General features: G+C 72.5%; 24 protein-coding genes. 8 read left to right on the top strand and 16 right to left on the bottom strand.

Annotation, left to right across the window (positions count from 1 at the left end; genetic code table 11):
- Positions 1–38 precede the first annotated feature (38 nt).
- From ASC54_RS05955 to ASC54_RS05920, 8 genes are all read right to left on the bottom strand, one after another.
- Entirely contained in the window at positions 39–1,331 is a 1,293-nt protein-coding gene (locus ASC54_RS05955) for a HAMP domain-containing sensor histidine kinase (RefSeq protein WP_055856423.1), read from the bottom strand.
- A complete protein-coding gene (locus tag ASC54_RS05950) occupies positions 1,324–2,085 on the bottom strand; it encodes a response regulator transcription factor (RefSeq protein WP_055856427.1) in 762 nt (253 codons plus the stop codon). Before ASC54_RS05950 ends, ASC54_RS05955 begins: the two co-directional genes overlap by 8 nt.
- A 1-nt stretch (position 2,086) precedes the next feature.
- On the bottom strand, positions 2,087–2,431 hold the full coding sequence (locus ASC54_RS05945) for a hypothetical protein (protein ID WP_156376738.1): 345 nt from the start codon (positions 2,429–2,431) through the stop codon (positions 2,087–2,089).
- 47 nt (positions 2,432–2,478) lie between these two features.
- Positions 2,479–4,284, bottom strand: coding sequence for an Ig-like domain-containing protein (locus tag ASC54_RS05940; protein WP_055897308.1), 1,806 nt, complete (start codon positions 4,282–4,284; stop codon positions 2,479–2,481).
- An 88-nt stretch (positions 4,285–4,372) separates the two neighbouring features.
- Entirely contained in the window at positions 4,373–5,035 is a 663-nt protein-coding gene (locus tag ASC54_RS05935; protein ID WP_055856435.1) for a signal peptidase I, read from the bottom strand.
- Positions 5,036–5,192: 157 nt separating this feature from the next.
- On the bottom strand, positions 5,193–5,744 hold the full coding sequence (locus tag ASC54_RS05930; protein ID WP_055856437.1) for a TasA family protein: 552 nt from the start codon (positions 5,742–5,744) through the stop codon (positions 5,193–5,195).
- Between the two features lie 252 nt (positions 5,745–5,996).
- A complete protein-coding gene (locus ASC54_RS05925; protein ID WP_055897305.1) occupies positions 5,997–7,487 on the bottom strand; it encodes a CoA-acylating methylmalonate-semialdehyde dehydrogenase in 1,491 nt (496 codons plus the stop codon).
- 112 nt (positions 7,488–7,599) lie between these two features.
- Positions 7,600–8,514, bottom strand: coding sequence for a LysR family transcriptional regulator (locus ASC54_RS05920; protein ID WP_055897302.1), 915 nt, complete (start codon positions 8,512–8,514; stop codon positions 7,600–7,602).
- Between the two features lie 66 nt (positions 8,515–8,580).
- On the opposite strand from ASC54_RS05920, the gene ASC54_RS05915 reads away from it, so the two are divergent.
- Both ASC54_RS05915 and ASC54_RS05910 read left to right on the top strand, forming a co-directional pair.
- Positions 8,581–9,906, top strand: a complete 1,326-nt coding sequence (locus ASC54_RS05915) for a DNA recombination protein RmuC (RefSeq protein ID WP_055897299.1) — start codon at positions 8,581–8,583, stop codon at positions 9,904–9,906.
- Positions 9,907–9,916: 10 nt separating this feature from the next.
- Positions 9,917–10,327, top strand: a complete 411-nt coding sequence (locus tag ASC54_RS05910) for a VOC family protein (RefSeq protein WP_055897296.1) — start codon at positions 9,917–9,919, stop codon at positions 10,325–10,327.
- A gap of 128 nt (positions 10,328–10,455) precedes the next feature.
- Here the strand turns inward: ASC54_RS05910 and ASC54_RS05905 are convergent, their stop codons facing one another.
- From ASC54_RS05905 to glpX, 3 genes are all read right to left on the bottom strand, one after another.
- Positions 10,456–12,363 (bottom strand): ABC transporter ATP-binding protein, encoded by a 1,908-nt coding sequence (locus tag ASC54_RS05905; RefSeq protein ID WP_055897293.1) that lies wholly within the window; start codon positions 12,361–12,363, stop codon positions 10,456–10,458.
- Positions 12,360–14,093 carry an ABC transporter ATP-binding protein gene (locus ASC54_RS05900; protein WP_055897291.1) on the bottom strand — a complete coding sequence of 578 codons (1,734 nt, stop codon included), beginning with the start codon at positions 14,091–14,093 and terminating at the stop codon, positions 12,360–12,362. Before ASC54_RS05900 ends, ASC54_RS05905 begins: the two co-directional genes overlap by 4 nt.
- A gap of 99 nt (positions 14,094–14,192) precedes the next feature.
- Positions 14,193–15,185, bottom strand: a complete 993-nt coding sequence (gene glpX, locus ASC54_RS05895; protein ID WP_055856457.1) for a class II fructose-bisphosphatase — start codon at positions 15,183–15,185, stop codon at positions 14,193–14,195.
- Between the two features lie 155 nt (positions 15,186–15,340).
- Here glpX and fbaA point away from each other — a divergent pair, with 155 nt between their 5' ends.
- Positions 15,341–16,369, top strand: a complete 1,029-nt coding sequence (fbaA, locus tag ASC54_RS05890; RefSeq protein WP_055856460.1) for a class II fructose-bisphosphate aldolase — start codon at positions 15,341–15,343, stop codon at positions 16,367–16,369.
- 4 nt (positions 16,370–16,373) lie between these two features.
- Here the strand turns inward: fbaA and ASC54_RS05885 are convergent, their stop codons facing one another.
- From ASC54_RS05885 to ASC54_RS05865, 5 genes are all read right to left on the bottom strand, one after another.
- A complete protein-coding gene (locus tag ASC54_RS05885) occupies positions 16,374–17,666 on the bottom strand; it encodes a hypothetical protein (protein WP_055856463.1) in 1,293 nt (430 codons plus the stop codon).
- Positions 17,663–18,862, bottom strand: coding sequence for an ATP-binding protein (locus ASC54_RS05880; protein WP_055897289.1), 1,200 nt, complete (start codon positions 18,860–18,862; stop codon positions 17,663–17,665). Before ASC54_RS05880 ends, ASC54_RS05885 begins: the two co-directional genes overlap by 4 nt.
- Before the next feature lie 70 nt (positions 18,863–18,932).
- On the bottom strand, positions 18,933–19,937 hold the full coding sequence (locus tag ASC54_RS05875) for a 4-hydroxy-3-methylbut-2-enyl diphosphate reductase (protein WP_055859030.1): 1,005 nt from the start codon (positions 19,935–19,937) through the stop codon (positions 18,933–18,935).
- Positions 19,938–20,075: 138 nt separating this feature from the next.
- Positions 20,076–20,927 (bottom strand): hypothetical protein, encoded by an 852-nt coding sequence (locus tag ASC54_RS05870; protein WP_055856469.1) that lies wholly within the window; start codon positions 20,925–20,927, stop codon positions 20,076–20,078.
- The gene (locus tag ASC54_RS05865; RefSeq protein ID WP_055897285.1) at positions 20,924–21,835 is read right to left on the bottom strand and encodes an ATP-binding cassette domain-containing protein; all 912 of its coding nucleotides are present in this window, start codon (positions 21,833–21,835) and stop codon (positions 20,924–20,926) included. The genes ASC54_RS05870 and ASC54_RS05865 overlap by 4 nt, the downstream gene beginning before the upstream one ends.
- An 88-nt stretch (positions 21,836–21,923) precedes the next feature.
- Here ASC54_RS05865 and xseA point away from each other — a divergent pair, with 88 nt between their 5' ends.
- Genes xseA through ASC54_RS05840 form a run of 5 tightly spaced genes read left to right on the top strand, consistent with a single transcriptional unit; the run spans position 21,924 to position 26,289 of the window.
- Complete coding sequence (gene xseA / locus ASC54_RS05860; RefSeq protein WP_055897283.1) at positions 21,924–23,213, top strand: exodeoxyribonuclease VII large subunit; 1,290 nt, start codon at positions 21,924–21,926, stop codon at positions 23,211–23,213.
- 19 nt (positions 23,214–23,232) lie between these two features.
- Complete coding sequence (locus tag ASC54_RS05855; protein ID WP_082514884.1) at positions 23,233–23,499, top strand: exodeoxyribonuclease VII small subunit; 267 nt, start codon at positions 23,233–23,235, stop codon at positions 23,497–23,499.
- Positions 23,500–23,509: 10 nt separating this feature from the next.
- Positions 23,510–24,151: a DUF4245 domain-containing protein gene (locus tag ASC54_RS05850; RefSeq protein ID WP_055856479.1), complete on the top strand. Its 642-nt coding sequence runs from the start codon at positions 23,510–23,512 to the stop codon at positions 24,149–24,151.
- Between the two features lie 48 nt (positions 24,152–24,199).
- Positions 24,200–24,838 (top strand): carbonic anhydrase, encoded by a 639-nt coding sequence (locus ASC54_RS05845; protein WP_055856481.1) that lies wholly within the window; start codon positions 24,200–24,202, stop codon positions 24,836–24,838.
- A gap of 47 nt (positions 24,839–24,885) precedes the next feature.
- Positions 24,886–26,289: an aspartate ammonia-lyase gene (locus ASC54_RS05840; RefSeq protein WP_082514883.1), complete on the top strand. Its 1,404-nt coding sequence runs from the start codon at positions 24,886–24,888 to the stop codon at positions 26,287–26,289.
- Positions 26,290–26,343 lie beyond the last annotated feature (54 nt).

Raw genomic sequence — 26,343 nt, 5'->3', positions numbered from 1 at the left:
GCGCACCGTCATGAACCGCCATCGCGCGTCACGCGACGTCACCGTGCGGGGCGCTCCACGCCCGAGGCGCCGAGCCCGACGCCCGCGTCTGAAGGCTTCGCGAGCAGCAGGGTGAAGGTCGTCGTCCGCCCCTCCGCGAGCAGCAGGTGGCCGCCGAGGGCCGTCGCGAGCTCTTGCGCGACCGCGAGCCCGATGCCCTCCCCCGTGCTGGAATCGCCGCGGGTCGCGCGGGCGAAGATGCCCTGATCGCTCGGCCGGGGCCCGTCGTCGGCGACGGCGAGCTCGACGTGCGTCCCGCGGTCGACGGCCGAGAGGGCGATCGGGCCGCGCCCGTGCCGCAGCGCGTTCTCGATGAGGACGTCGAGGATCTGGGTGACGGGGCCGGGCGGCACGAGCGAGGGCAGCGGCGCGTCGGGGGTGCTCGCGGTGACGCGTCGACGCTCGCCCGAGGCGGTGGGCGACCAGCGCGCCTCCGCCTCGCGCACGATCGCGCCGAGGTCGACCTCCGCGACTGCGGCGAGCCGCTGACCGCGCGCGAGCGCGAGCAGCTCGGTGACGGTCTCCGACAGCCGGTCGAGCTCGCGCAGTGCGCGGCCGAGCTCGTCGGCGACGACCGGCGGCGTCTCCGGCCACATCGCGAGGTCCTCGAGCTCGAGCCGCAGCGCCGTGACCGGGGTGCGGAGCTGGTGCGAGGCGTTGGCGGCGAACTCGTGCTCGCGGCGGACGAGCTCGCGCAGGGCATCCGTGCTCGATCGCAGGGCGAAGGCGATCTCCTCCGCCTCGGGAACCCGGTAGTGGGGCACCTCGACGTCGAACCGCCCGGACCCGAGCTCGTCGGCCACGCGTGCGAGCTCCTGGAACGGGCGGGCGAGCCGTCGCGCGAGCCAGAAGCCGAGGAGCACGGAGCCGAGGACCAGGGCGATGCCGATGAGCACGACGGGCATGACGGCGTCCGCGATGCGCTGCTCGATGAGGTCGCTCGCGCGCGAGAGCGTGACGCTCCCGCCGTTCTCGAGGGGGATGCTCCGCACGATGTCGTGCGACCCGTCCGACACCTCGCTGCCGGCCGCGACCGTGCTCGCGCCGTCGGGGGCCACGTACTCGATCCGCTCGGCCTCGTTGAGGAGTCGCGACAGGAAGTCCTCGGTGATGGGGGCGGCGTCGCTCGAGCGCTCGACGAGCAGGACGGCGAGCAGGTCGAGCGAGCGCTCGATCTTGCGCTCCTCGTTCTGCTGCACCTGCTCGGCGACGATGTAGGCGCGCGGGATCCCGTACAGGGCGACCACCGCGATCGTCAGGCCGACGAAGGCCGCGATGAGCCGTTCACGCATCGTCGTCGATCCGGAAGCCGACGCCGCGGATCGCCGTCACGCGCGAGCCCGACCCGGCGGCGCTGAGCTTCTGGCGCAGGCGCCCGATCGTGACATCGAGGGTCTTGGTCGAGCCGAACCAGTTCTCGTCCCAGACGCGATCCATGAGCTCCTCGCGCGTGACGACCGCTCCGCGGTCGACGAGGAGGAGGGCGAGGACGTCGAACTCCTTCGTGGTGAGCACGATCTCGTCGGAGCCGACCCAGGCGCGGCGGGCGCTCGAGTCGAGGCGCAGGGCGGTCGACGGGAGTGCGGGCGCCGGCACCGGCGCGGCCGGCCCGGCGTCGGCGGGCGGCGCTGCGTCGGAGGCGACCGACGGGGTCGCGGCAGGAGCATCCGTCGCCGGACGCACCGCGCGCCGCAGCAAAGCCCGCACGCGCGCCAGGAGCTCGGCGAGTCCGAACGGCTTCGCCATGTAGTCGTCGGCGCCGACGTCGAGGCCGACCACGCGGTCGAGCTCCCCGCCGCGCGCCGTGAGGATGAGCACGGGGCCGTCGAAGCCGTTCACGCGGATCCAGCGGCACACCTCGAGGCCGTCCATGTCGGGCAGGCCGAGGTCGAGCACGACGAGATCGACGTCGCCGACGCCCACGCGGTCGACGGCGTCGCCGCCCGTGGCGCTGCGCTCGACGGTGTAGCCCTCGCGGCCGAGGGCGCGCGTGAGAGGCAGGGCTATGCCGTCGTCGTCCTCGACGACGAGAATCGTGTGCGCCATCTCATCGATGATAGGTCGCCCGCTCCGTCACTCCGGGCGCTCGCGCCGTGCGCGGGACGAGCATCGCGGCGCACGCGGTGACGCTCGAGAGCGCTCCGACGATCCCCGCCGCGGTGAGGGGCGCCGCCTCCTGCCCGGGGTACCCGATCGTCGTCGACAGGCCGATGCCGATGAGCGTGAGCACGGCGAGCGTGACGACGATCGCCCGGCCCTCGACGCAGTCGACGAGGAGGAGGCGCAGTGCGGCCCACACGCCCACGAGGCAGAAGAGGGCCAGGATGCTCCCGATGACGTGGCCGGAGGCGACGAGCGGCCCCGCCGCCGCCGCGTGAGCCGCTGCCTGCATGGCCGCGCCCGTGGCGAGGACGAGCCGAGTGGCCGTCGACGACCGCATCAGAAGTCCCGGTCGAGCGTGCCGAGCTCGGTGGTCGGGGCGGTCGAGGCGCGGTTGCCGAAGGCGTCGGTGACGGAGCTCGAGGGGGTCCAGATCATCGCACCGGTCAGGCTCGTGGTGCGCAGCCCGCCGCCGCTGGAGGCACCCAGGCGGATGCTCACGACCGTGACGGTGCGGCCGTTGACGACCGCGGTGGAGGCCGTCATCGTCGAGGCGAAGCTGACCGTCCTCGACGACTTGATCACATCGTTCCTGACCGCGACGGAGCCGAGGGCGACGGCCGAACCGCTGCGCAGGACGTCGATCGTGTCGCCGGCGTTGCCCAGACCGAGCAGGTTGCCATCCTGGAGGCGGAGCGTGACGGCGAGCGCCGAGCCCGTCCAGCCGCTCGTGATGGTGCCGAGCGACACGGCGTCGTTGTAGGTGAGGGTCAGGGTGTCTCCTGACTCGAGACGCCCGAGGGTCGTGCCGCCGTTGACGGCCTGGACGTCGTAGCCGCGCAGCGGTGTGTTGTCCACCTGCCGAGCGGCGACGATCGCGGAGGTCGTGGTGCGTCCGGCGCCATCCACCAGGACGGCACGGAGGTCGTACGTGCCGTCCGCGACGCCCGTGGTCGTCCACGAGCAGGCGTACGGGCTCGCGGAGTCGACGCAGATGTCCGTCCAGGTGCCGGCGCCGCTCGGGGAGCGCTGGATGGTCACTGACGTGATCCCCGCGGTGGACGACGCGTTCGCGCTCACCGAGACCGTCCCCTGGAGGTAGGCGCCGGGATCGACGACCGAGACGGAGGAGACCGTGTTGTCGACGATCCGGTTGGCGATCGTCGCCGAGGTCGTGCTGTTGCCTGCGGCGTCGGTGACGATGGCGCGGAACGAGTAGCCGCCGTCGGCGAGCGCCGCGCTGTCGATGCGGCAGCTGTAGGGCGCCGCGGTGACGGTGCAGCGGGAGGTCCACGTCGTAGAGCCGGTGGGGGCCGACTGGATGACGACCTGGGCGACGCCGGAGTGGGCGTCGGTCGCGGTCGCCGCGAGCGTCACGAAGCCGCTCAGAGGCGAGCCCGGGTCGACCATCGTCGCGACGGGAGCCAGGTTGTCGACGAGGATGTCGGCGACCACGGCGGAGGTGTGGCTCGTGCCGCCGGAGGTGGCGACGGCGCGCAGGTCGACGAAGTCGTTGGCGTACCCGGTCGTCACCCACGAGCACGTGTAGGGGGAGGCGGAGATCGTGCAGAGGGTCTTCCACGTTGTCGTGCCGGCCGGGGCGTACTCGATGCGCATCGAGTAGGCGGCGGTGCCGCCGTTGACGATCGACGCGGAGAGGGGCACGGTCGCGCGGACCACGTCGGCGGGAGCGGCCAGGACGACGAGGACGTTGTTGGCGACGAGCGTGCGGGCCGGTGCCGACGCGGTCGAGTAGCCGGCAGCGTCGGTGGCGATGGCGCGGACGTCGTAGTTGCCGTCGGCGAGGCCCGCGGTGCTCCAGGCGCACGAGTAGGGGGCAGTCGTGTCGGTGCAGACAGTGGTCCAGGCGGCGGCGTCGGGCAGCTGGTACTGGATGACGACGGTCGCGATGAGGGACTCGCCGTCGGAGGCCGTCGCCGAGAGAGCGACCGTGCCCTTCACGGGCGAGCCCGGGTCGGCGATCGCCACGGTGGGCGGCGTCCAGTCGGCGGCGGCCGAGACGGTCGAGGCGGCGTTGCTCGTGCTGGCCGTGAACGCGGCGGTCGAGAAGGCCGGGGCGCCGAGGACGGCGGCGCCGACGAGCAGCCCGAGCGAGGAGACGAGCAGAGAGGAGCGCCCGGACATGACGTGTCTCCTCTCTGCTCGATGCCCGCGGGTGCGGGGCTGCTTCCGAAACTACGGAGGAGGCGCCCACACCCCGTCAACGCGATGGTTACGGCTGATCCACAATCGCGGTGACGCGCGACGCCGCGAGGACGCGGGGGGCCTCCGCGTCGGCGGCGGTCGCGGCGGAGTCCGTGGCTCGAGCGCGGGCCGAGAGCTCGTCCAGGTTCCGGACGGTGCCGGGGGCGGGGCGGAGGAGCCGGACGATCTCGCGGAGCGCCATGAGGGCGATGATCGCCGAGGGCACGCCGAGCAGCAGCATGCGGTTGGCGGAGTCGGCGAGGGCGATGAAGACCCAGCCGAGCGCCGGAACGGTCGCGATGTGGACGGCCTGCGACTCGCCGTCGAGACGGAACTGCCACGGATCGGCCGAGGCGTTCGCGTCGCCCTGCGTGCGGAAGAGGGGGCCCTCGGCGCTCTGCTCCACCTCGATGATGCGGTGGGTCACGAGCTCGGTGAGGCCGGACTCGGCCGGCGGAATGTAGGTGATGACGTCGCCGACCGCGAGATCGCCGACGGGGCGGGATTCGGAGAACACGAGGTCGCCCCGCTCGATGGACCCGGACATCGAGCCGCCCGTGATGACGTAGCGCTCGAGGCCGAGCATCCCCGGGATCAGGATGATGAGGGCGAAGACGAGGGTCGCGACGCCGACGACGCCGACGAGGACGCGGGCGGTGCGGCGGGCTGCGCGGCGGGCGATCGAGAGCATCGTGGGGTCCTTCGCGGTCGGGGCGGACGGAGAGTCGAGCGGCGGAGCGGTGCGGCAGTGCGGTGCGGCAGTGCGGTGATGCGATGCGGTGATGCGGCGACGCCGGCGCGGGCCCCAGGAGGGAGGCCCGCGCCGGCGCGGCTGGCGGGGCGAGCGACTACTGGTTGTAGGTCGTCGCCGCGGTCTGGATGGCGTCCCAGGTGTAGGTCGCCGAGGCGGTCTTGCCCTGCTCGGTGTTGTCGGCCGACTGCGCGAGGGTGACCGTGAAGATGTACTCGCGGGCCTCGCCGGCGGCGAAGTTGCCGAGGGCGACGGTTCCTGCGGTGCCGAAGGTTCCGGCCCAGACCGGGGTGCCGGGGGCCGAGGCCGCGGCGATCGAGAGCGACAGGTTGGCCTTGTTCACGAAGCCGTTCGTCGCGGCCTCGCTCAGGCGGAAGGTCGCGGGCAGCGTTCCCGTGTTGGTGATCGTGACCCTGCCGACGACCGAGTCACCCGGCTTGAGGTTCGAGAGCGAGAAGATCGCGGCGTTCGCCTTGCTGTTGCTCTGGGTCAGGGTGCCGGAGGCGTAGACGTTGCTCGTGTTGACCGAGGTGGAGACGAAGTCGGCGCCCGAGCCGGCGGTCAGCGCGACGGCAGCGAGGAGGGTGGCGACCGGGACGAGGAACTTCAGGCCGGCGGACTTCTTGGCGGGAGCGGCTGCGTGCTTCATGGGGGTTCTCCTTGGTGGGGTGGAGCGGACGAGCTCTGAAGGTCTGGGGGTGGTGCGATGGGTTCAAACTACGAAGCCGCGATCCACCGATCGGCCACACGTCGTCCATCGCTCATCCACGGCTCCTCCACAACTCGCCCGCCTGTCAGCGACCGAGAACGGTCGCCGGAGAACGAGAACGGGGCTCGCGCCTCGGCGCGAGCCCCGCATCCGCCCCGCCCCTGCCCCGATGGGAGGCAGCGGCGGCGGTGATCAGCCGTTCTGGGGGAAGCCCAGGTTGATGCCGCCGTGGCTCGGGTCGAGCCAGCGCGAGGTGATCGCCTTCTCGCGCGTGAAGAAGTGGATCGCCTGCGTGCCGTAGGCCTTCGTGTCGCCGAACAGCGAGTCCTTCCAGCCGCCGAACGAGAAGTAGCCGACCGGCACGGGGATGGGCACGTTGATGCCGATCATGCCGACGGTGACCTCGCTCTGGAATCGGCGCGCTGCACCGCCGTCGTTGGTGAAGATCGCCGTGCCGTTGCCGTACTGCGAGCCGTTGATGAGCTCGAGGCCCTCGTCGTAGCTCTGCACGCGCACGATCGAGAGCACGGGGCCGAAGATCTCCTCGGTGTAGACGCGTGACGAGGTCGGCACCTTGTCGATGAGCGTCGGGCCGAGCCAGAAGCCGTTCGCGTCGCCGTCGATGTCGATGCCGCGGCCGTCGACGACGATCTCGGCGCCGTCGGTCTCGGCGACGTCGAGGTAGCCGGCCACCTTGTCGCGGTGCTCCTTCGTGATGAGCGGGCCCATGTCGCAGTTGCGCGTGCCGTCGCCGACCCTCAGCGTGCTCATGCGCTCGGAGATCTTGGCGATGAGCTCGTCGGCGACGGGCTCGACGGCGACGACGACCGAGATCGCCATGCAGCGCTCGCCGGCCGAGCCGAAGCCGGCGTTGACGGCCGAGTCGGCGACGAGATCGAGGTCGGCGTCGGGGAGGACGAGCATGTGGTTCTTCGCGCCGCCGAGGGCCTGCACGCGCTTGCCGTTCGCGGTGCCGCGCTCGTAGATGTACTTCGCGATGGGCGTCGAGCCGACGAAGCTGATCGCCGCGACGTCGGGGTTGTCGAGGAGGGCGTCGACGCTCTCCTTGTCGCCGTTGACGACGTTGAGCACGCCGTTCGGCAGACCGCACTCGGTGAGGAGCTCGGCGAGCCAGATCGACGCCGACGGGTCCTTCTCGCTCGGCTTCAGGACGACGGTGTTGCCCGCCGCGACGGCGAGAGGGAAGAACCACAGCGGCACCATGGCCGGGAAGTTGAAGGGGCTGATGATGCCGACCACGCCGACGGGCTGCTTGATCGAGTACACGTCGACGCCGGTCGAGACCTGCTCGGCGTACTCACCCTTCATGAGCTGCGGGATCGAGCAGGCGAGCTCGACGACCTCGAGGCCGCGGGCGATCTCGCCGAGCGCGTCGGAGGTGACCTTGCCGTGCTCGGCGGTGAGGATCGCCGCGAGCTCGTCCTTGCGCGCGTTGAGCTTCTCGCGGAAGGCGAACATGATCTGCTGCCGCTTGCCGACGGGCGTACGGGACCAGCCGGGCAGGGCGGCCTTCGCCGAGGCGACGGCGGCGTCGACGTCGGCGGTCGTCGCGAGCGCGACCTCGCGGGCCACGGAGCCCAGGGCGGGGTTGTAGACGGGAGCGGTGCGCGTCGAGGAGCCCGCGAACGCGGCTCCGTCGACCCAGTGCTGGACGATGGTCATGGGGATGCTCCTGACAGCGAAGAGGGTGGGGTTCGTGCCCAGTCTGCGCTCCCTGTGATCTGCACTCAAGCGGTGAAGGTGCACAGTCGATGTGCAGATCTGCAGATGCGTCTCAGCGCGGCGGGACGAGCTCGTCCCGCCGGCGCGCGACCTCCGCCCGCAGGGCGTCGCGCACGATCGCGACGGCGTCGACGGCGGGGCTCTCGGGCCGCGTCGAGAGGGTGAGCTCCAGCCGGAAGTCGACGAGCTCGGGCAGCACGGGCACGAGCCGGGCATCCGCCTCGCCCATGAAGGCGTGGAGGAGTCCGATGCCGGCGCCAGCGCGCGTGGCCTCCACCTGCGCGAACACGCTCGTCGAGCCGAAGCCGAGCCGCATGCCGCCGAGCACGGGCGCGAGGTCGAGCTCGCGCACCGTGAGCAGCGCGTCGACGTAGAAGACGAGGTCGTGGCCCTCGAGGTCGGCGAGCGCGCGCACTGGCGGGCGGGCGGCGAGATAGTCGCGCGAGGCGTAGAGGCGCAGCGCGTACTCCGCGAGCGGCTCCGACTGCACCCGCGCCGCACGGGCCGCGCCGATCGTCACGGCGAGGTCGAAGCCGGAGCCGCGCAGGCTCAGCGGCCGCGTCGAGGTCACGAGCTCGAGGGCGATGCCGGGGTGCCGGGCCCGCACCGCGGCGAGCGCCGGAGCCACGAACATCGCCCCGAAGCCGTCCGGGGCGGCGACGCGCACGGTGCCGCGCACGGCCCCGTCGCCCGAGGCGGCCGCGACGACCTGCTCGACGATGCCCTCGAGGGCGGATGCCCGATCGACGACCTCGCGCCCGATCGCGGTGAGCTCCCATCCGTCGGCGCCCCGGTCGAGCAGCCGAGCGCCGAGCGCGGCCTCGAGCCGGTCGATGCGGCGGCGGACGGTCGTGTGGTCGACGCCGAGGAGCGTCCCCGCCGAGGTCATGCGCCCGACGCGCGCGACGGCGACGAGGTAGCGCACGTCATCCGTCGAGACGTCCTGCGGGCGCGGAGCGGAGGCCATGCGCTCACCCTATGGCGCGGTGCGCGGGCGCCGGCGATGTCGGACGCCCCTGCCACACTCCTCGCTATGGACTTCCTCCTCCCCCTCCTCATCGGCGCGCTGCTCGGTGTGCTGCTCGGCCTCGCGGTCGGCGTGCTGCTGGCGCGACGCGCACGCCCCGCGACGGAGGACCCGGCGATCATCGAGGCGCGGCATCAGGCCCTGCTGGCCGAGGTGCGCGCGGAGGAGGCCTCGCATCGGGCGCGGCTCTCGAGCGAGCTCGCCGGCCTGCAGGCGACGGCCGCGGCCCTGCGCGATCAGGTCGTGCAGCAGCAGGAGCAGCACCGTGAGCTCGTGGAGCGCCAGCGCGCCGAGCAGCAGGTGCAGACGGAGCGAGAGCGCGCCGAGAGCCGAGTCCTGCAGCAGCTCACCCCCGTCCAGGAGATGCTGCGGACGATGCAGGCGAAGGTCACCGAGCTCGAGACGCAGCGCAGCCGGCAGCACGGCGAGCTCTCGCAGCAGCTTCGGCAGGCGACCGAGGCGGAGGAGCGCCTGCGGGCGACCGCCGAGTCGCTCGCGAGCGCTCTGCGCAACAACGCCACGCGCGGGGTCTGGGGCGAGACCCAGCTGCGCACTCTCGTCGAGTCGGCCGGGCTGCTCAACCGCGTCGACTTCTTCCTGCAGGAGTCGATCGAGGCCGACGGCGCGGCGCGTCGTCCCGACATGGTGCTGCGACTGCCCGGCGGCAAGTCGATCGCGGTCGACGCGAAGGTGCCGTACAACAGCTACATCGAGGCGAGCGCGATCCCCGCGACGGCGACCGGCGAGGAAGAGGCGCGTCGCGCCTCGCTGCTGACCGAGCACGCCAAGCGCATCAAGGCGCACGTCGACGCGCTCGCCGCGAAGAACTACTTCACGGGCCTCGAGGCGAGCCCCGAGTTCACGATCGCGTTCATCCCGAACGAGCCGCTGCTCGCCGCCGCGCTGGAGAAGGACCCGAGCCTGCTCGAGTACGCGTTCTCCAAGCGCATCGCGCTCGCGAGCCCGGTGAGCTTCTGGGCGGTGCTGAAGACGATCGCCTTCACCTGGCAGCAGGAGGTGCTCACCGACGAGGCGAAGCTGCTGTTCGACCTGTCGAAGGAGCTCTACTCGCGCCTCGCCAAGCTCGCCGAGCACGCCGACGCTCTCGGCGGCGCGATCGAGCGCAGCGTGAAGGCCTACAACCAGTTCGCGAGCTCGCTCGAGAGCCGCGTGCTCGTCACCGCCCGACGGCTCGACGGGCTCGATGAGAGCAAGGTCGTGCCCGCTCCGCGCACGATCGAGGAGCAGCCGAGACAGCTCACCGCTCCCGAGCTCACCGACGAGCTCGCCTCCGGCGGGCAGCCCGTCGACGCGCTGCCCGCACGGGAGTAGCCTCCCGTCCATGAGGACCCTCGCCTTCGCCTTCGCCGGGTTCGCCGTTCCCGACATCGACGCGGCGCGAGCGTTCTACGGGGGCGTGCTCGGCCTCGAGGTCGCCACCGAGATGATGGGGCAGCTCTCGCTCGAGCTGCCCGGCGGCGGCTGGGTGCTCATCTACCCGAAGCCCGACCACGAGCCCGCCACCTACACGGTGCTGAACCTCGAGGTCGACGACATCGACCGGGCCGTCGACGAGCTCGAGGCGGCCGGCGTGACGCTCCTGCGCTACGAGGGCTTCGGGCAGGATGCCCGGGGCATCGCCCGCGGGATCACCACCGACCGCGGCCCCGACATCGCCTGGTTCACCGACCCCGCGGGCAACATCATCTCGGTGCTGCAGAACCCGCCGCGCGACGAGGCCGCACCGATCTGATCACGAGCGGCGTTCTCGGCGCCGTGCCGACGCCTCGCCCAGGGCTCAGCACTGTGCCGGCTACGCCTCGCCCAAGGGCTCAGCACTGTGCTGGCTACGCCTCGCCCAAGGGCTCAGCACTGTGCTAGCTACGCCTCGCCCAAGGGCTCAGCGAACTGCGCGTCGTAGAGCCGCGCGTAGGCGCCGTCGGCGACGAGCAGCTCCGCGTGGCTGCCCTGCTCGACGATGCGTCCCGCCTCCATGACGAGGATGAGGTCGGCGTCGCGGATCGTCGACAGGCGGTGCGCGATGACGAAGCTCGTGCGGTCGCGACGCAGCGCCGCCATGGCGTGCTGCACGAGCACCTCGGTGCGCGTGTCGACCGAGCTCGTGGCCTCGTCCAGGATCAGCACGCTCGGCCGGGCGAGGAACGCCCGCGCGATGGTCAGCAGCTGCTTCTCGCCCGCGCTCACGTTCCCGCCGTCGTCGTCGAGCACGGTGTCGTAGCCGTCCGGCAGCGAGTGCACGAACCGGTCGACGTACGTCGCGCGGGCGGCGTCGAGGATCTCCTCCTCGGTCGCGTCCGGGCGGCCATAGGCGATGTTGTCGCGGATCGTGCCGCCGAACAGCCATGTGTCCTGCAGCACCATGCCCATGCGCGAGCGCAGGTCGTCGCGCGTCATCGCGGCGATGTCCACCCCGTCGAGGGTGATCCGACCGCCGTCGAGCTCGTAGAAGCGCATCATGAGGTTCACGAGCGTCGTCTTGCCGGCGCCCGTCGGCCCGACGATCGCGACCGTCTGGCCGGGCTCGGCGACGAGCGACAGATCGTCGATGAGGGGCCGGTCTGCCTCGTAGCGGAACGACACCCCCTCGAACACGAGTCGACCGGTGGATGCCTCGGGCCGCTCCCCCGGGTCGGGGTCGGCCGACTGCTCGGGCGCGTCCATGAGCTCGAACACGCGCTCGGCGCTCGCCACGCCCGACTGCAGGAGGTTCGCCATCGAGCCGAGCTGGCTGAGGGGCTGGGTGAACTGCCGGGAGTACTGGATGAACGCCTGCACGCCGCCGATCGTCATCGCCCCGGTCGTGACGAGCAGGCCGCCGACGACGGCGATCGCGACGTAGACGAGGTTCCCGACGAACATGATGGCGGGCATGATGATGCCGCTGACGAACTGGGCGCCGAAGCTCGCCGCGTAGAGCTCGTCATTCTTGGCGCGGAACCGCGCCTCGACCTCGCGCTGCCGGCCGAAGACCTTCACGAGGGCGTGGCCGGTGAAGGTCTCCTCGATCTGCGCGTTGAGCTCGCCGGTGTGCCGCCACTGCGCCGCGAAGAGCGACTGCGAGCGCTTCGCGATCACCGCGGTGATCACGAGCGTGAGCGGGATGGTGATGAGGGACACGAGCGCGAGCACGGGCGAGATGACGAACATCATCACGACGACGCCGATGACCGTGAGCAGCGAGGTGAGGAGCTGGCTCATCGTCTGCTGCAGGCTCTGCGAGACGTTGTCGATGTCGTTGGTGACGCGGCTCAGCACCTCCCCGCGCTGCACGCGATCGAAGTAGGTCAGCGGCAGCCGGTTGAGCTTCGCCTGCACCTCCTCGCGCAGTCGGTAGATCGTGCGCTGGGTGACGCCGTTGAGCACGTAGGCCTGCAGCCACGAGAACAGCGACGAGAAGACGTAGACGAGCAGCACGCCGCCGAGCAGCAGCTGCAGCGCGGGGACGTCGATTCCCCCGCCGTCGCCGGCCTCGCCGGCGAGGTCGGCGCTGCCGAAGACCCCCTCGACGATGAGGTTCGTCGCGAGTCCGAGCAGCGCGGGGCCGACGACGCTCAGCAGCACGCTGACGACGCCGAGCGCGATGACCGCGATGACGCGGCCCCGCTCGGGTCGGAGCCGGCCCACGAGTCGCTTCGCCGACGGCCCGAACGAGGTCGCCTTCTCGGCCGGCATGCCGATGCCGCCGCCCATCGGACCCCCCATCGGGCCGCGCCGCACCCCGCCGGGAGGGCCGACCGGGCGCTCGGGGGCGCTGGCCCGCTCGCTCATGCTCCCGCCTCCACCCGCTGCTGGCTGCTGACGATCTCGGCGTACGTCCCATTGCGGGCGAGCAGCTCGGCGTGGGTGCCGCGGCCGACGACGGCGCCGTCCTCGAGCACGATGATCTGGTCGGCGTCCTGCACGGTCGCGACGCGCTGGCCGACGATGATGACCGTGGCGTCGGCGACGGCGCGGCGCAGCGCCTGACGGAGCCGGGCATCCGTCGCGGTGTCGAGGGCCGAGAAGGAGTCGTCGAAGACGTAGATCGGCGGCTGCTTGACGAGCGCACGGGCGATCGCGAGTCGCTGGCGCTGTCCGCCCGACACGGTCGTGCCGCCCTGGGCGACCGCGGTGTCGAGACCGTCGGGCATGGCCCGGACGAAGTCGGCGGCCTGCGCGATCTCGAGCGCTGCCCACAGCTCGTCGTCGGCGGCGTCGGGCTTGCCGAATCGGAGGTTCGACGCGATCGTGCCGGAGAACAGGAAGGGGCGCTGCGGCACGAGACCGATGCGCGCCCACAGCACGTCGGGGTCGAGGTCGCGCACGTCGACCCCGTCGATGAGCACCTGGCCCGCGGTCGCGTCGATGAGCCGCGGGAGGAGGCTCACGAGGGTCGTCTTGCCCGAGCCGGTGCTGCCGATGATGGCTGTGACCGTTCCCGGCTCGGCGATGAGGTCGACGCCGGCGAGCACCGGTTCGGCGGCGCCCGGGTACTCGAAGCCGACGCCGCGCAGCTCGACGCGCCCGCGCGTCGCGAGCTCCGTCACCGGCGCGCTCGGGAGGACGACCGATGACCGCGTCTCGAGCACCTCCCCGATGCGGTCGGCCGAGACGGTCGCGCGCGGCAGCAGGACGGCGATGAAGGTCGCCATGAGCACGGCCATGAGGATCTGGATCAGGTAGGTGAGGAACGCGGTGAGCGCCCCGACCTGCATCTGGCCCGCCTCGATGCGCGCGGCGCCGAACCACAGCACCGCCACGCTCGAGGCGTTGAGCACGAGCAGCACGATCGGGAACATGAGCGCGAACAGCCGCCCGGCCCGCAGCGCGGTCTGCGTGAGCGCCGCGTTCGCGTCGGCGAACCGGTCGATCTCGTGCTGCTCGCGGACGAACGCGCGCACGACCCGCATGCCCGCGAGCTGCTCGCGCAGCACCCGGTTGACGCCGTCGATGCGCTCCTGCATGACGCGGAAGAGCGGCACCATGCGCACGATGATGAGGCTCACGGCGATGAGGAGGACGGGGATCGCGACCGCCATGATCGCCGAGAGCCCGACATCCTGCTGCAGCGCCATGACGACGCCTCCGACGGCGAGGATGGGCGCGCTCACGAGCATCGTCAGGCTCATGAGCACGAGCATCTGCACCTGCTGCACGTCGTTCGTCGACCGGGTGATGAGCGAGGGGGCGCCGAAGCGGGCGACCTCCCGCTCGCTGAAGGTGCCGACGTGGGCGAAGATCGCGCCGCGCAGGTCGCGGCCGAGCGCCATCGCCACGCGCGCGCCGAAGTAGACGGCGGTGATCGCGCACGCGATCTGCACGAGCGCGATGCCGAGCATCATGCCGCCGACGCCGAGGATGTACCCGGTGTCGCCGCGCGCGATGCCGCGGTCGATGATGTCGGCGTTGAGCGCGGGCAGCAGCAGCGAGGCGAGCGCCTGCGCGAGCTGGAACACCACGACGTCGACGATGAGGGGTGCGGAGGGGCGGAGGTACCGCTTCAGGATTCGCGCGAGCATCGTGGGCTCATTCTTCACCCGCGGATGCCCGGCGAGCGCCCGCGTTCGCCGTGAGCGTCACCGCTCTCGCGGGAAGCGGTCAGCTCCGCCCGAGGAGGCTCAGAAGTCGAGCCACTTCGACGCGAGGTGGTCGGCCACGACGCGGCGGACGGTGCCCGAGCGCGAGCGCAGCACGATCGACTCGGTCGTGATGATGTCGCCCTGCCGGCGCACGCCGCGCACGAGCTCGCCGTCGGTCACGCCCGTCGCGACGAAGAAGGTGTTGTCGCTGCGCACGAGCTCGTTGGCCTCGTAGACGTGGTCGAACTTCAGGCCCGCGGCGAGGCCCTTGTCGATCTCCTCCTGCGAGCCGGGCGCGAGCCGACCCTGGATGAAGCCGCCGAGCGCGCGGATCGCGCACGCCGTGGCGACGCCCTCGGGGCTCCCACCGGTGCCGATGGCCATGTCGATGCGCGAGTCGTGACGGGCGGCGTTGATGCCCGCGGCGACGTCGCCGTCGAGGATGATGCGGGTGCCGGCGCCGGCGCTGCGGATCTCCTCGATCAGCTGCTCGTGGCGGGGACGGTCGAGGACGGCGATGCGCATCTCCTCCACCGGCTTGCCCTTGGCCTTGGCGAGGGCGCGGATGTTCTCGCCGACCGACTGGCGGATGTCGACGACCCCGATGCCCTCGTTGCCCGTGACGATCTTGTCCATGTAGAACACGCTCGAGGCGTCGAGCATCGAGCCGCGGTCGGCGACCGCGAGCATCGAGATGGCGTGCGAGCGGCCCGCGGCCGTGAGCGAGGTGCCGTCGATCGGGTCGACGGCGATGTCGCACGCGGGCCCCTGGCCGTTGCCGACCTCCTCGCCGTTGTACAGCATCGGCGCCTTGTCCTTCTCGCCCTCTCCGATGACGACGACGCCGGCGAAGTTGACCGTCCCCAGGAACTTGCGCATCGCATCCACCGCCGCCCCGTCGGCCGCGTTCTTGTCGCCCTTGCCGATGAAGGGGGTGGCGCGGATGGCCGCCGCCTCGGTCGCCCGGACCAGCTCCATGGCGAGGTTGCGGTCGGGCTGGAGGTAGAGGGATCCGGTCTGCGTGGTCACCATGAGTGGCGTCCTCTCGAGTCGTGGCGAGCTGAGTGAAGGACGCGCCGGGTGGTAGCACAGCGCTGCGCCAACCCTACCGCGGGGCCGCTGACGGCTGCGGGCCCCGTCGCTAGACTGACGCACGAAATCCACCACACCGCCGTCGAAGGAGTCCCATGCCCATCGCCACCCCCGAGCAGTACGCCGAGATGCTCGACAAGGCCAAGAAGGGCGGGTTCGCGTACCCCGCGATCAACGTGTCGTCGTCGCAGACGATCAACGCCGTGCTGCAGGGCCTCACCGAGGCGGGCTCCGACGGCATCCTCCAGGTGACCACGGGCGGTGCCGACTACTTCGCCGGCCAGAGCGTCAAGGCCCGCGCCTCCGGCGCCCTCGCCTTCGCCGCCTTCGCGACCGAGGTCGCCAAGAACTACCCCATCACCGTGGCCCTCCACACCGACCACTGCCCGAAGGACGCGCTCGACGGCTTCGTCATGCCGCTCATCGAGGCGAGCGAGGCCGAGGTCAGGGCGGGCCGCAACCCGATCTTCCAGTCGCACATGTGGGACGGCTCGGCCGTGCCGCTGCAGGAGAACATCGAGATCGCCCGCGAGCTCCTGCCCCGCATGAAGAGCATCAACGCCATCCTCGAGGTCGAGATCGGCGTCGTCGGAGGCGAGGAGGACGGCGTCCAGCACGAGGGTTCGAACGAGGCCCTCTACACGACGCTCGGCGACGTCACCCAGGCCGTCGAGGCCCTCGGCCTCGGCGAGAACGGCCGCTACATGGCCGCGCTCACCTTCGGCAACGTGCACGGCGTGTACAAGCCGGGCAACGTGAAGCTCCGCCCGGAGCTGCTCGCCGAGATCCAGGCCGGCATCGCTCAGAAGTACGGCACGGATGCCCTGCCCCTCGACCTCGTCTTCCACGGCGGCTCGGGCTCGACCGACGCCGAGATCGCCGAGGCGGTGCGCAACGGCGTCATCAAGATGAACATCGACACCGACACGCAGTACGCCTTCAGCCGCTCGATCGCGGACACGGTGCTGAAGAACTACGACGGCTTCCTCAAGGTCGACGGCGAGGTGGGCAACAAGAAGATCTACGACCCCCGCGCCTGGGGCAAGATCGCGGAGAAGGCGATGGCCGAGCGCGTCGTCGACGCGACGCGCCAGCTCGGCTCGGCCGGTCACTCGGGGAAGTAGCGAGTCACATCGCGCGCGGGCGGGCGGGCGCCGGGGCGGGCGAGTGCTGCACGACCGCCCGCGGCGCGAGGTCGTTCAGCGGCACCTCGAAGTCGACGACGAGGGTCGTGCCGTTGCGCCAGCGGATGTCGTCGACCGTCGCCTGCAGGGTCACGTAGTACGGCGCGAGGAACGTCACGCGTCGCCCCTCCGGCAGCGTGCTGAGGATCCGCAGCGCGACCGCCACCGTTCCGCGATCGGCCGCCTTCAGCTCGACCTGCCCCGCGACGAAGCCCGAATCGGGCTGAGCGAGCAGGGCATCCAGCATCGCGCGGAGCGCCGTGCGCTGCGGGAGGCTCAACCGCTCGGCCAGGCGGTCGACGTCGTCGACCTCGATCGGCCTGCCGCGCACGAGGCGCGCGAGCCAGGTGTCCTCCGCCTCGGCGATGAGCTCGGCCCGCAGCGCCGCCGCGAGCGCGCGCGCCCGCTCGCGGTCCTCCGGGGTCACCGCACCGCGATCGAGGATCTCCCGCACGAAGCGCAGGGGGACGGCGAGGCGGGCGGACATCTGGCCGTCGACGCGTCTCGCGAGAGCCGCGCCAGGATCGGATGCCGCCGGCACGCGTGCCCCATCGGCACCGTCCATGGCGCCGACCGCGCCGACCGGGTCGATCGCGTCGATCGTGTCGCCGTCGTTCCCCAGCGGCCTCTCGTTCCAGGTCTCGAACAGGCGCGTGACGACGGCCACGAACACGATGCAGCCGACCGCCGCGAGAACGATCTGCAGCTCCACGAGGTAGACCGTCACGAGCACCGGCCAGCCGAGAGAGGCCTCCGCCTCGAGCGCGAGGGTGGCGAACGCCGTCACGGCGAAGGAGACGGCGCCGTAGCGCGCGAGCTGCAGGCCGGTCGAGAACGGGGTGAGCGCGACGAGCATGAGCGCGACGCTCGCGGGAGCCGACCACATGTCGGCGGGGAACGGCGAGCCGGCGTAGCCGTACGCCGAGAGGGCGAGGGCACCGATCACGATGGCGATGGCGGCCCAGGCGACGGGCTCCCGCAGAGGTCCTCGATGGGGGCGGGTCGTGACGTGCACGAGCAGGAAGGCGACGATGGGGAGGACCGCGGCGGCCACCTGAAGGAGGGGGCGCGAGTCGTCCGGGTCCATCAGCAGGAGCATCACGAGAGAGCGCACGGCCGCGTACGCGGCGCAGCCGAGCGCCAGCAGGTCGATCGCGAGCCAGCTCAGCGGGTCCGCGCTCCAGGGCGAGCGCGAGCGGTCGGCCGCCCTGCGCCGCGCGGCGGCCCGGCCGATCACGACGGCGTCCCGTCTCCGCCGATCGGGACCGAGAGCATGACCGTGGTGCCCTCCTCGCCCGACCACACGCGCGCCGAGCCGCCCACCTCGCGCACGCGCGCGTCGATCGAGGAGCGCACGCCCAGGCGATCGGCGTCGACGGAGGTCGAGGAGAACCCGACCCCGTCGTCGACGATGAGCACCGAGAGCGTCCCGTGCCGCTCCCCCACGACGAGCTCGGCCCGGTCGGTCGCGGCATGACGGACCACGTTGTCGAGTGCGGCGCGCGCGGCGCCCAGCACGGCCGCGCGGACGGGCTCGTCGACCGCGACCACGAGGTCGTCGCAGCCCGAGACGTCCACGGTGACACCGCTCCACTGGTACTCGCGGACGAGTTCGAGGAGGTCGTCCGCGATCGGCGAGCGCCGAGGCTCCGACGGCTCCGCGGTGTCGAGCGCGACCGTCCCCGCGAGCGCGAGCGCGAGGTCGCGCTCGAGGCGGGCGCGCGCACCCGGGTCGAGCGGCCCCGGGCGCGCGGCGATGATCGCAAGGTCGGCGAGCACGGTGTCGTGGGCGACTCGAGCGGCGCGGCGCTCGAGCTCGCGCTCCCGATCGCCGAGCTCGAGCTCGCGCTGCAGACGATCGAGGTCGGGCACACGGCGGCGCGCGCGCGCATGGCTGAGAACGAGGGCGCCGTAGGCGAGGAGGACGATGATCGCGCCGAGCAGCGGCGCCACCCCCGTCTCCGGCGGCCGCCCGGCGAGCGCGAAGCCCACGACGAGCGAGAGCTCGGCGAGCACGAGGCCCGCCGCCGTCCACAGCACGCCGCTGCGGGCGCTGCCGCGCAGGGCCCCGACGAGGACGAGCCCGGCCGCGGCGCGGTTCACGAGAGACGGGCCGGGCTCGTCGAGCCGGGCATCCGCGGTCAGGAGCGCGACCGTGTAGACGACGGAGGCCACCGCGCCCACGGCGAGGAAGACGGTCGCACGAGCGGCGGTCGGGCGGAGCAGGAGCCGCAGGGCGAGGACGCCCATCACGGCGAGCGCGGCGAGGACGGGGACGAGCGCGAGCGGCTCGCCGCCGCGCGCGAGCACCGCGACCGTGCTGGCCACCGCCGTGAGCGCCGCGCCCACGACCACCATGGCGCGCTGCGCGGTCGCGAAGCCGCGCACGATGATGCCCGAGGCGACGTCGCGGGGCAGCGCGATGGATGCCATGGGCCCTCCCGGTGCGCGCCGCGCGGCGCGCTGCTCGCAGACTACCGGGCGCGCGAGCGCCGAGCGGGGGCTACGCGCGGGTGCGGCCGCCGAGAGCGCGGGCGTCCTGCTCTCCGCTCGCGGTCGTGCGGAGCTCCTTCGGCAGCGAGAACATGAGGTCCTCCTCCGCCGTCTTCACGACCTCCACGTCGGCGAATCCGGCGTCGGCGAGGTCGGCGAGCACCTGCTCGACGAGCACCTCGGGCACGCTCGCGCCGCTCGTGACGCCGACCGTGGCGACGCCCTCGAGCCACTCCTGCTTGATCTCGCTCGCGTAGTCGACCCGGTACGCGGCCTTCGCGCCGTACTCGAGCGCGACCTCGACGAGCCGCACGCTGTTGGAGCTGTTGGCCGAACCGACGACGATCACGAGGTCGGCATCCGGTGCCACCTTCTTGATCGCGACCTGGCGGTTCTGCGTGGCGTAGCAGATGTCGTCGCTCGGGGGGTCCTGCAGGTGGGGGAAGCGGGCGCGCAGCCGGCGCACGGTCTCCATCGTCTCGTCCACGCTCAGCGTCGTCTGCGACAGCCAGATGAGCGCGTCGGAGGCGGGGACCTCGACCGTGTCGGCCTCCTCCGGCGTGCCGATCAGGATCGTGCGCTCGGGGGCGTGCCCCATCGTGCCCTCGACCTCCTCGTGGCCGGCGTGACCGATGAGGAGGATGCGGTAGTCCTGCTTGGCGAAGCGCACGGCCTCGCGATGCACCTTCGTCACGAGCGGGCACGTCGCGTCGATCGCGGCGAGGTTGCGGTCGGCCGCGCCCTGCACGACGGCCGGGCTCACGCCGTGGGCCGAGAACACGATGTGCGAGCCCTCCGGAACCTCCTCGACCTCGTCGACGAAGATCGCACCGGCCTGCTCGAGCTCGCTCACGACGTGCACGTTGTGCACGATCTGCTTGCGCACGTACACGGGCGAGCCGTACTGCTCGAGCGCCTTCTCGACCGCGATGACGGCACGATCGACTCCCGCGCAGTAGCCGCGCGGCGCGGCGAGCAGGATGCGGCGGGGCGCGGCGACGTCGGTCGCGCGCAGGCGCTCGCGCCGCTCGGGGACGACGGGCGTGGTCAGGGTGACGCCGAGGGCGCCGTTCGTGATCGTGCTCACGGTCGCCAGTCTACGAGGGCTCGCGTGGGGGACCGCCGTGCGCGGCCGGGGTCGGGCTCGCTCGCGCTACTCGACGTCGCGCCGCAGCGTCGTGAGGGCGGCGACGACGAGCAGCACCGCGGCGAGGGCCGCGAGAACGAGGCCCCCCTGCCACCAGAGCAGGGCATCCGTCGCCGCCTGCGGAACGGTCGGATCGATCGACCCGAGCGAGCTGAGGATGCCCGCGCCGACGAGCGCGTCGGTCGCCGCCCCGGGCAGGAAGCGCCCGATCGCGGCCGTGGTCTCCCAGACGCCGGCGAGGATCCGCAGGATCGGCTCGACGAACTGCGTGAACGCGAGCACGATGACGATCGCCGCGATCTGGCTCGTCAGCAGCGCGCCGAGGCCGAGCCCCAGGAGCGACCACAGCGCCGTGGCGACCAGCGTGCGCAGGAGCAGACCGATGACCTCGGGCTCGTCGAGCGCCGCGCTCTCGCCGAGCGCCTCGAGCACGGGCGCGCCGACGCCGACCGAGCCGACGAGGCCGATCGCGCCGTAGAGGGCGCCGACGACGAGAGCGACGACCGCCTTCGCCGCGAGGACGACGCCGCGGCGGGGCTGGGCCAGCACGGTCGGGGTGAGCGTTCGGTGGCGGTGCTCGGTCGTCGCCAGGAGCGCGCCGAACAGCAGCGGGATCACCAGCCCGACCGCCGTGACGCTGCTGTAGACGAGATTCGCGGAGACGACGGGGTCGAGAGCGGGCGCGCCGGCTCCCCCGAACCGGGCGCCCACGTCGCTCAGGAAGAAGGCGAGGCCGCCTGCCGTCACGCCCACGTAGACCAGGAGCACGAGTCCGAGGAGCCACCACGCGCGCAGCGAGAGAACCTTCGAGAACTCGGAGGCCGTCTGGCGGGCGAGGGCGGTCGCGAGCGCGGTCACGCGCTTCCCTCCGCATCGGCGGTGAGCGCGAGGAAGACCGACTCGAGGCCGTCGCCCTCGTCGCTCAGGTGCGTGAGGGCGATCCCCGCGTCGCGCGCGACCTCGCCCGTGCGCGCGGCGTCGAGCCCGGCGACGACGAGGCCGTGGCCGGGCTGCTCGGCCGGCTCGACGCGGGCCCCGGCCGCGGCGAGCGCCGCCGCGAGCGCGGGGCGGTCGAGCGCGTCCACGCGCACCTGCGCGGTGCCCGCCTCGAGATCGGAGAGCGGGCCGTCGAAGACGATGCGTCCGCGGCGGATGACGACCGCGTCATCCACCGTCTGCTGCACCTCGCTCAGCACGTGCGACGAGAGCAGCACGGTGCGGCCCTCGTCGGCGAGAGCGCGCAGCAGGCCGCGCATCCAGCGGATACCGTCGGGGTCGAGCCCGTTGATCGGCTCGTCGAGGACGAGCGCGTCGGGGTCGCCGAGGAGCGCGCTCGCGAGGCCGAGTCGCTGGCGCATCCCGAGGGAGTAGCCGCCGACCGCGCGGCGCGCCGCGTGCGCGAGCCCCACCTGCTGAAGGACGGCGTCGGCGCGGGAGGTCGGGATGCCCGCCGCGAGCGCGAGCGCGCGCAGGTGGTCGCGGGCGCTGCGGCCGGGGTGGAAGACGTCGGCCGAGAGCGACCCGCCGACGCGCGCGAGCGGCCGGTCGAGCGCGCGGTACGGCAGCCCTGCGATCGTCGCCGTACCCGCGGTCGGGGCGTTGAGCCCGAGCAGGATGCGCAGCGTCGAGGTCTTGCCGGCGCCGTTCGGACCGAGGAAGCCCGTGACGCGACCCGGCCGCGCCGTGAACGACACGTCGCTGAGCGCGGTCACCTCGCCGTAGACCTTCGAGAGCCGCTCGACCGCGAGGGGTGTGGGCAACGGCATGGTGTCCTCCGGTCGGCGGCGGGCCCGCGTCGGCGTCGGGGGCGTCCACTACCCTGGCGGAGGCCGCCGATCGAGGCAAGGGAGGGTCATGAGCGAGGCACCGTCCACCGCCGACGCGCCCTGGCCCGTGGGCGAGCTGTCGCAGAAGATCAAGGGCTACATCGACCGCCTCGGCAGCGTCTGGGTCGAGGGCGAGATCACCCAGTGGGGCGTCTCGGGCGGCAACGTCTACGGCAAGCTCAAGGACCTCGCGGTCGATGCGACCGTCTCGTTCACCGTGTGGTCGTCGGTCAAGGCGAAGCTCCCGCAGGGTCTCGGGCAGGGCGACCGCGTCGTCGCGCTCGTCAAGGCCAACTGGTGGGTCAAGGGCGGCTCGCTCACGATGCAGGTCTTCGAGATGCGCCGCGTCGGGCTCGGCGACCTCCTCGAACGGCTCGAGCGGCTCAAGCAGCAGCTCCGCGCCGAGGGGCTCTTCGACCCCTCGCGCAAGAAGCCGCTCCCCTTCCTGCCGCACTGCATCGGCCTCGTGACCGGTGCCGACAGCGACGCCGAGAAGGATGTCCTCCGCAACGCCCAGCTGCGGTGGCCGTCGGTCCGCTTCCGCGTCCACCACTCCGCCGTCCAGGGCGAGCGCGCGGTGGGCGAGATCATCGCGGGCATCCGCGCGCTCGACGCCGACCCCGAGGTCGACGTCATCATCGTCGCGCGCGGCGGCGGCGACTTCCAGAACCTCCTGCCGTTCAGCGACGAGGCCGTCGTGCGGGCGGCAGCCGCGTGCGAGACGCCGCTCGTGAGCGCGATCGGGCACGAGAACGACCGGCCCCTGCTCGACGAGGTCGCCGATCTGCGCGCCTCGACGCCGACCGACGCCGCGAAGCGCGTCGTGCCCGACGTGAGCGACGAGCTCGCGAAGGTGCAGCAGGTGCGCTCGCGCCTGCTGACGCGCGTCACGGGGCTCATCGGCACCGAGATCGACCGGCTCGCGCAGATCCGCTCGCGGCCCGCGCTCGCGAGCGCGACCTGGATCATCGACCAGCGGGCGGAGGAGCTCACGCGCTTCGTCGCGCGCGGCGTCGAGCTCACCGCGCGCCGCCTCGAGCGCGCGCACCTCGACCTCACCGAGCGCCGCGGCCAGCTCCGCGCCCTCTCGCCCCAGCACACGCTCGACCGCGGGTACGCGATCGTGCAGACCGGCGCGGGCGGCGTCGTGCGCGACGCGGCCGAGACCGCGCCCGGCGACGCCCTCGTGCTGACGCTCGCGCGCGGCCGCATCGCGGCGACCGCCGGCGAGGCGCACCCGTCGGCGAGCGCGAACCCGGCGTCCGGCACGCGGACGCCCACCCCGCCAGCCCCCGAGCCGCAGACGCCCACCCTGTAGACAGAGAGACGCTCCTACCATGGCTGATGTGACCCCTCCCGCCGCTCCCGCTCCCGCCGGCGCCCCCGCCGCGGCCGCGGCCGATGGCGTCGACGCGCTGTCGTACGAGCAGGCGCGCGACGAGCTCGTGCGCGTGGTCACCGAGCTCGAGCAGGGCGGCGCGACGCTCGAGCAGTCCATCGCGCTCTGGGAGCGGGGCGAGGCGCTCGCGCGCCGCTGCGAGGAGTGGCTGATCGGCGCGAAGGAGCGCCTCGATGCCGCGCGGTCCGCCGCAGGCCAGGGCTGAGCATCCGCGCATGACCGACCCCGTCACCGGCCGCCCCATCGTCGCCGAGCTCGGCCGCCCCGAGACCGACGACGAGCGCGCGGCCCGCGTCGCCGAGAATCGCCGCAAGCGGCGCGCGAATCAGTCGTCCACGAACCTCCTGCTGTCGATCGCCGCGTCGCTGCTCATCGTGCTGTTCCTCGTCGTCGTCACGGTGCGGGAGGACCCGACCCCCGAGAGCGTCGACTACCGAGCGACGGCCCAGCAGGCCGAGGCGGGGCTGGGGATGCCCGTGGTCGCCCCCGAGCTGCCGGAGGGCTGGTACGCCAACCGCGCCGATCTCGGCAGCGACGGCTCGGTGCAGGAGTGGTACGTGGGCCTCATCACGGGCGAGGACCGCTTCATCGGAGTCCTGCAGGGCTTCGACGCGAACCCGACCTGGCTCGACGAGGCGCTGCGGCAGCCGAGCGGCCAGGGCGAGAGCGTCGAGATCGGCGGCGTCGAGTGGACGCTCTACGATCGACGAGAGGTGGAGGGCGCCGGCAATCGCGGCTACGCCCTCGTGACCGAGACGACCGGCAGCACCCTCGTGCTGTACGGCACGGCGTCGGAGTCGGAGTTCGCCCAGCTCGCCACCGCGGTCGCGGCCGAGCTCGACGGCACCGACGGCTGACCGCCGATCTCGACCGCCCGAGCCGAACGACGCACGCGGAGGACGACCATGACGACACCCACGCGCACCCCCGCCGACGTCTGGCGCGAGATGGAGCGCGGGAACGCCCGCTTCGTCGCCGGGGAGCCGGCGCACCCGCGGCAGGACGTCGACCGCCGCACCGAGGTCGCCCTCGCGCAGGCGCCGCACGCGGCGCTGTTCGGCTGCAGCGACTCGCGGCTCGCGGCCGAGATCATCTTCGACAAGGGCCTCGGCGACCTGTTCGTCGTGCGCAACGCCGGGCAGGTGATCTCGAGCAGCGTCGTCGGCTCGCTCGAGTACGCGGTCGGGGTGCTGGGCGTGCCGCTCATCCTCGTCCTCGGCCATGACGAGTGCGGTGCGGTGCGGGCCGCCATCGACTCGCGAGGCCCCGATGCTCCTCCGCTGCCCCCGCACATCCACGGGCTCGTCGAGCGCATCCAGCCCGCGGTCGACCGGTGCCTGCTCGCGACGGGCACCACGGACATCCACGAGCTCGACGCGCAGGACGTCGGGCGCGAGCACCTGCGCGACACGGTCGGCGAGCTGCTCGCGGCCTCGGAGCTCATCAGCGACGCCGTCGCCGCCGGTACCCTGGCTATCGTCGGCGCCAACTACCGCCTGCTCGAGGGTCGAGCAGTGCCCGACATCGTCGTCGGCCAGATCTGACCGGCGCACCGACCCCCGCACGCCTCTACGAGAAGGACGAGATCGCCGTGAGCGAGACCACTGAGCCGGAGTACCGGATCGAGCACGACACGATGGGCGAGGTGCGCGTCCCGCGCAGCGCCCTCTACCGCGCGCAGACGCAGCGCGCCGTCGAGAACTTCCCGATCTCGGGCTCGGGCCTCGAGCCCGGCCAGATCGTCGCGCTCGCGCAGATCAAGCGCGCCGCCGCGATCGTCAATGCCGAGCTCGGGATCCTCGACGCCGATCGCTCGAGCGCGATCGTCGCCGCGGCCGACCAGATCATCGCCGGCCGCCACCACGAGCACTTCCCCGTCGACACCTACCAGACGGGCTCGGGCACGAGCTCGAACATGAACATGAACGAGGTGCTCGCGACGCTCGCGTCGACCGAGGCCCTCGCCGTGCACCCCAACGACCATGTGAACGCCTCGCAGTCGTCGAACGACGTCTTCCCGACCTCCGTGCACCTCGCGGTCACGAGCGCGCTGCTCGCCGACCTCATCCCCGCGCTCGACCACCTCGCCGGGGCCCTGGAGCGGAAGGCCGAGCTCTGGAGGACGGTCGTCAAGGCGGGTCGCACGCACCTCATGGACGCGACGCCCGTCACGCTCGGCCAGGAGTTCGCCGGCTACGCCCGCCAGATCCGCCTCGGCATCGCCCGCGTGCAGGCGACGATCGAGCGCGTCGCCGAGGTGCCGCTCGGCGGCACGGCGACCGGCACGGGCATCAACACCCCGCTCGGCTTCTCGCAGAAGGTCATCGCCGAGCTCGCCTCCTCGACCGGCCTTCCCATCACCGAGGCGCTCGACCACTTCGAGGCGCAGGGCGCGCGCGACGGCCTCGTCGAGGCGAGCGGTGCGCTGCGCGTCATCGCGGTGTCTCTCACGAAGATCTGCAACGACATCCGCTGGATGGGCTCGGGCCCCAACACGGGCCTCGCCGAGCTGAGTATCCCCGACCTGCAGCCCGGCTCCTCGATCATGCCCGGCAAGGTGAACCCCGTCGTGCCCGAGGCCGTGCTCATGGTGTGCGCGCGCGTCATCGGCAACGACGCGACGGTCGCGTGGGCGGGCGCCTCCGGCTCGTTCGAGCTCAACGTCGCCATCCCCGTCATGGGCACCTCGCTGCTGGAGTCGATCCGCCTGCTCGCGAACTCGACGCGCGTGCTCGCCGACAAGACCGTCGTCGGGCTCGAGGCGAACGTCGAGCGCGCCCGCGCGCTCGCCGAGTCCTCGCCCTCGATCGTCACGCCCCTCAACCGCGTCATCGGCTACGAGGCCGCGGCGAAGGTCGCCAAGCACTCGGTAGCGAAGGGCCTCACGGTGCGCGAGGCCGTCGTCGACCTCGGCTTCGTCGAGCGCGGCGAGGTCACGGAGCAGCAGCTCGACGAGCTCCTCGACGTGCTCTCGATGACCTCGCCCGGCCTGTAGGCCCGGTTCTCGTCGCGGAACGGCGCCCGCCCCCTCCCGGGGCGGGCGCCGTCC

The sequence above is a fragment of the Yonghaparkia sp. Root332 genome (genome assembly GCF_001425665.1).
GTDB lineage: Bacteria > Actinomycetota > Actinomycetes > Actinomycetales > Microbacteriaceae > Microcella.
This window is presented reverse-complemented; position numbering and strand designations above follow the sequence as displayed.

What these genes read in the sequence shown, in the direction of transcription:
- ASC54_RS05915 (WP_055897299.1), top strand. Translation starts at nt 8,581, where the DNA reads ATGGACTTCCTCCTCCCCCTCCTCATCGGCGCGCTGCTCGGTGTGCTG.
- ASC54_RS05910 (WP_055897296.1), top strand. Translation starts at nt 9,917, where the DNA reads ATGAGGACCCTCGCCTTCGCCTTCGCCGGGTTCGCCGTTCCCGACATC.
- ASC54_RS05865 (WP_055897285.1), bottom strand. Translation starts at nt 21,835, where the DNA reads ATGCCGTTGCCCACACCCCTCGCGGTCGAGCGGCTCTCGAAGGTCTAC.
- ASC54_RS05845 (WP_055856481.1), top strand. Translation starts at nt 24,200, where the DNA reads ATGACGACACCCACGCGCACCCCCGCCGACGTCTGGCGCGAGATGGAG.
- xseA (WP_055897283.1), top strand. Translation starts at nt 21,924, where the DNA reads ATGAGCGAGGCACCGTCCACCGCCGACGCGCCCTGGCCCGTGGGCGAG.
- ASC54_RS05905 (WP_055897293.1), bottom strand. Translation starts at nt 12,363, where the DNA reads ATGAGCGAGCGGGCCAGCGCCCCCGAGCGCCCGGTCGGCCCTCCCGGC.
- ASC54_RS05950 (WP_055856427.1), bottom strand. Translation starts at nt 2,085, where the DNA reads ATGGCGCACACGATTCTCGTCGTCGAGGACGACGACGGCATAGCCCTG.
- ASC54_RS05930 (WP_055856437.1), bottom strand. Translation starts at nt 5,744, where the DNA reads ATGAAGCACGCAGCCGCTCCCGCCAAGAAGTCCGCCGGCCTGAAGTTC.
- ASC54_RS05935 (WP_055856435.1), bottom strand. Translation starts at nt 5,035, where the DNA reads ATGCTCTCGATCGCCCGCCGCGCAGCCCGCCGCACCGCCCGCGTCCTC.
- glpX (WP_055856457.1), bottom strand. Translation starts at nt 15,185, where the DNA reads ATGGTGACCACGCAGACCGGATCCCTCTACCTCCAGCCCGACCGCAAC.
- ASC54_RS05900 (WP_055897291.1), bottom strand. Translation starts at nt 14,093, where the DNA reads ATGCTCGCGCGAATCCTGAAGCGGTACCTCCGCCCCTCCGCACCCCTC.
- ASC54_RS05925 (WP_055897305.1), bottom strand. Translation starts at nt 7,487, where the DNA reads ATGACCATCGTCCAGCACTGGGTCGACGGAGCCGCGTTCGCGGGCTCC.
- ASC54_RS05920 (WP_055897302.1), bottom strand. Translation starts at nt 8,514, where the DNA reads ATGGCCTCCGCTCCGCGCCCGCAGGACGTCTCGACGGATGACGTGCGC.
- ASC54_RS05945 (WP_156376738.1), bottom strand. Translation starts at nt 2,431, where the DNA reads ATGCAGGCAGCGGCTCACGCGGCGGCGGCGGGGCCGCTCGTCGCCTCC.
- ASC54_RS05850 (WP_055856479.1), top strand. Translation starts at nt 23,510, where the DNA reads ATGACCGACCCCGTCACCGGCCGCCCCATCGTCGCCGAGCTCGGCCGC.
- ASC54_RS05855 (WP_082514884.1), top strand. Translation starts at nt 23,233, where the DNA reads ATGGCTGATGTGACCCCTCCCGCCGCTCCCGCTCCCGCCGGCGCCCCC.
- ASC54_RS05940 (WP_055897308.1), bottom strand. Translation starts at nt 4,284, where the DNA reads ATGTCCGGGCGCTCCTCTCTGCTCGTCTCCTCGCTCGGGCTGCTCGTC.
- fbaA (WP_055856460.1), top strand. Translation starts at nt 15,341, where the DNA reads ATGCCCATCGCCACCCCCGAGCAGTACGCCGAGATGCTCGACAAGGCC.
- ASC54_RS05880 (WP_055897289.1), bottom strand. Translation starts at nt 18,862, where the DNA reads ATGGCATCCATCGCGCTGCCCCGCGACGTCGCCTCGGGCATCATCGTG.
- ASC54_RS05955 (WP_055856423.1), bottom strand. Translation starts at nt 1,331, where the DNA reads ATGCGTGAACGGCTCATCGCGGCCTTCGTCGGCCTGACGATCGCGGTG.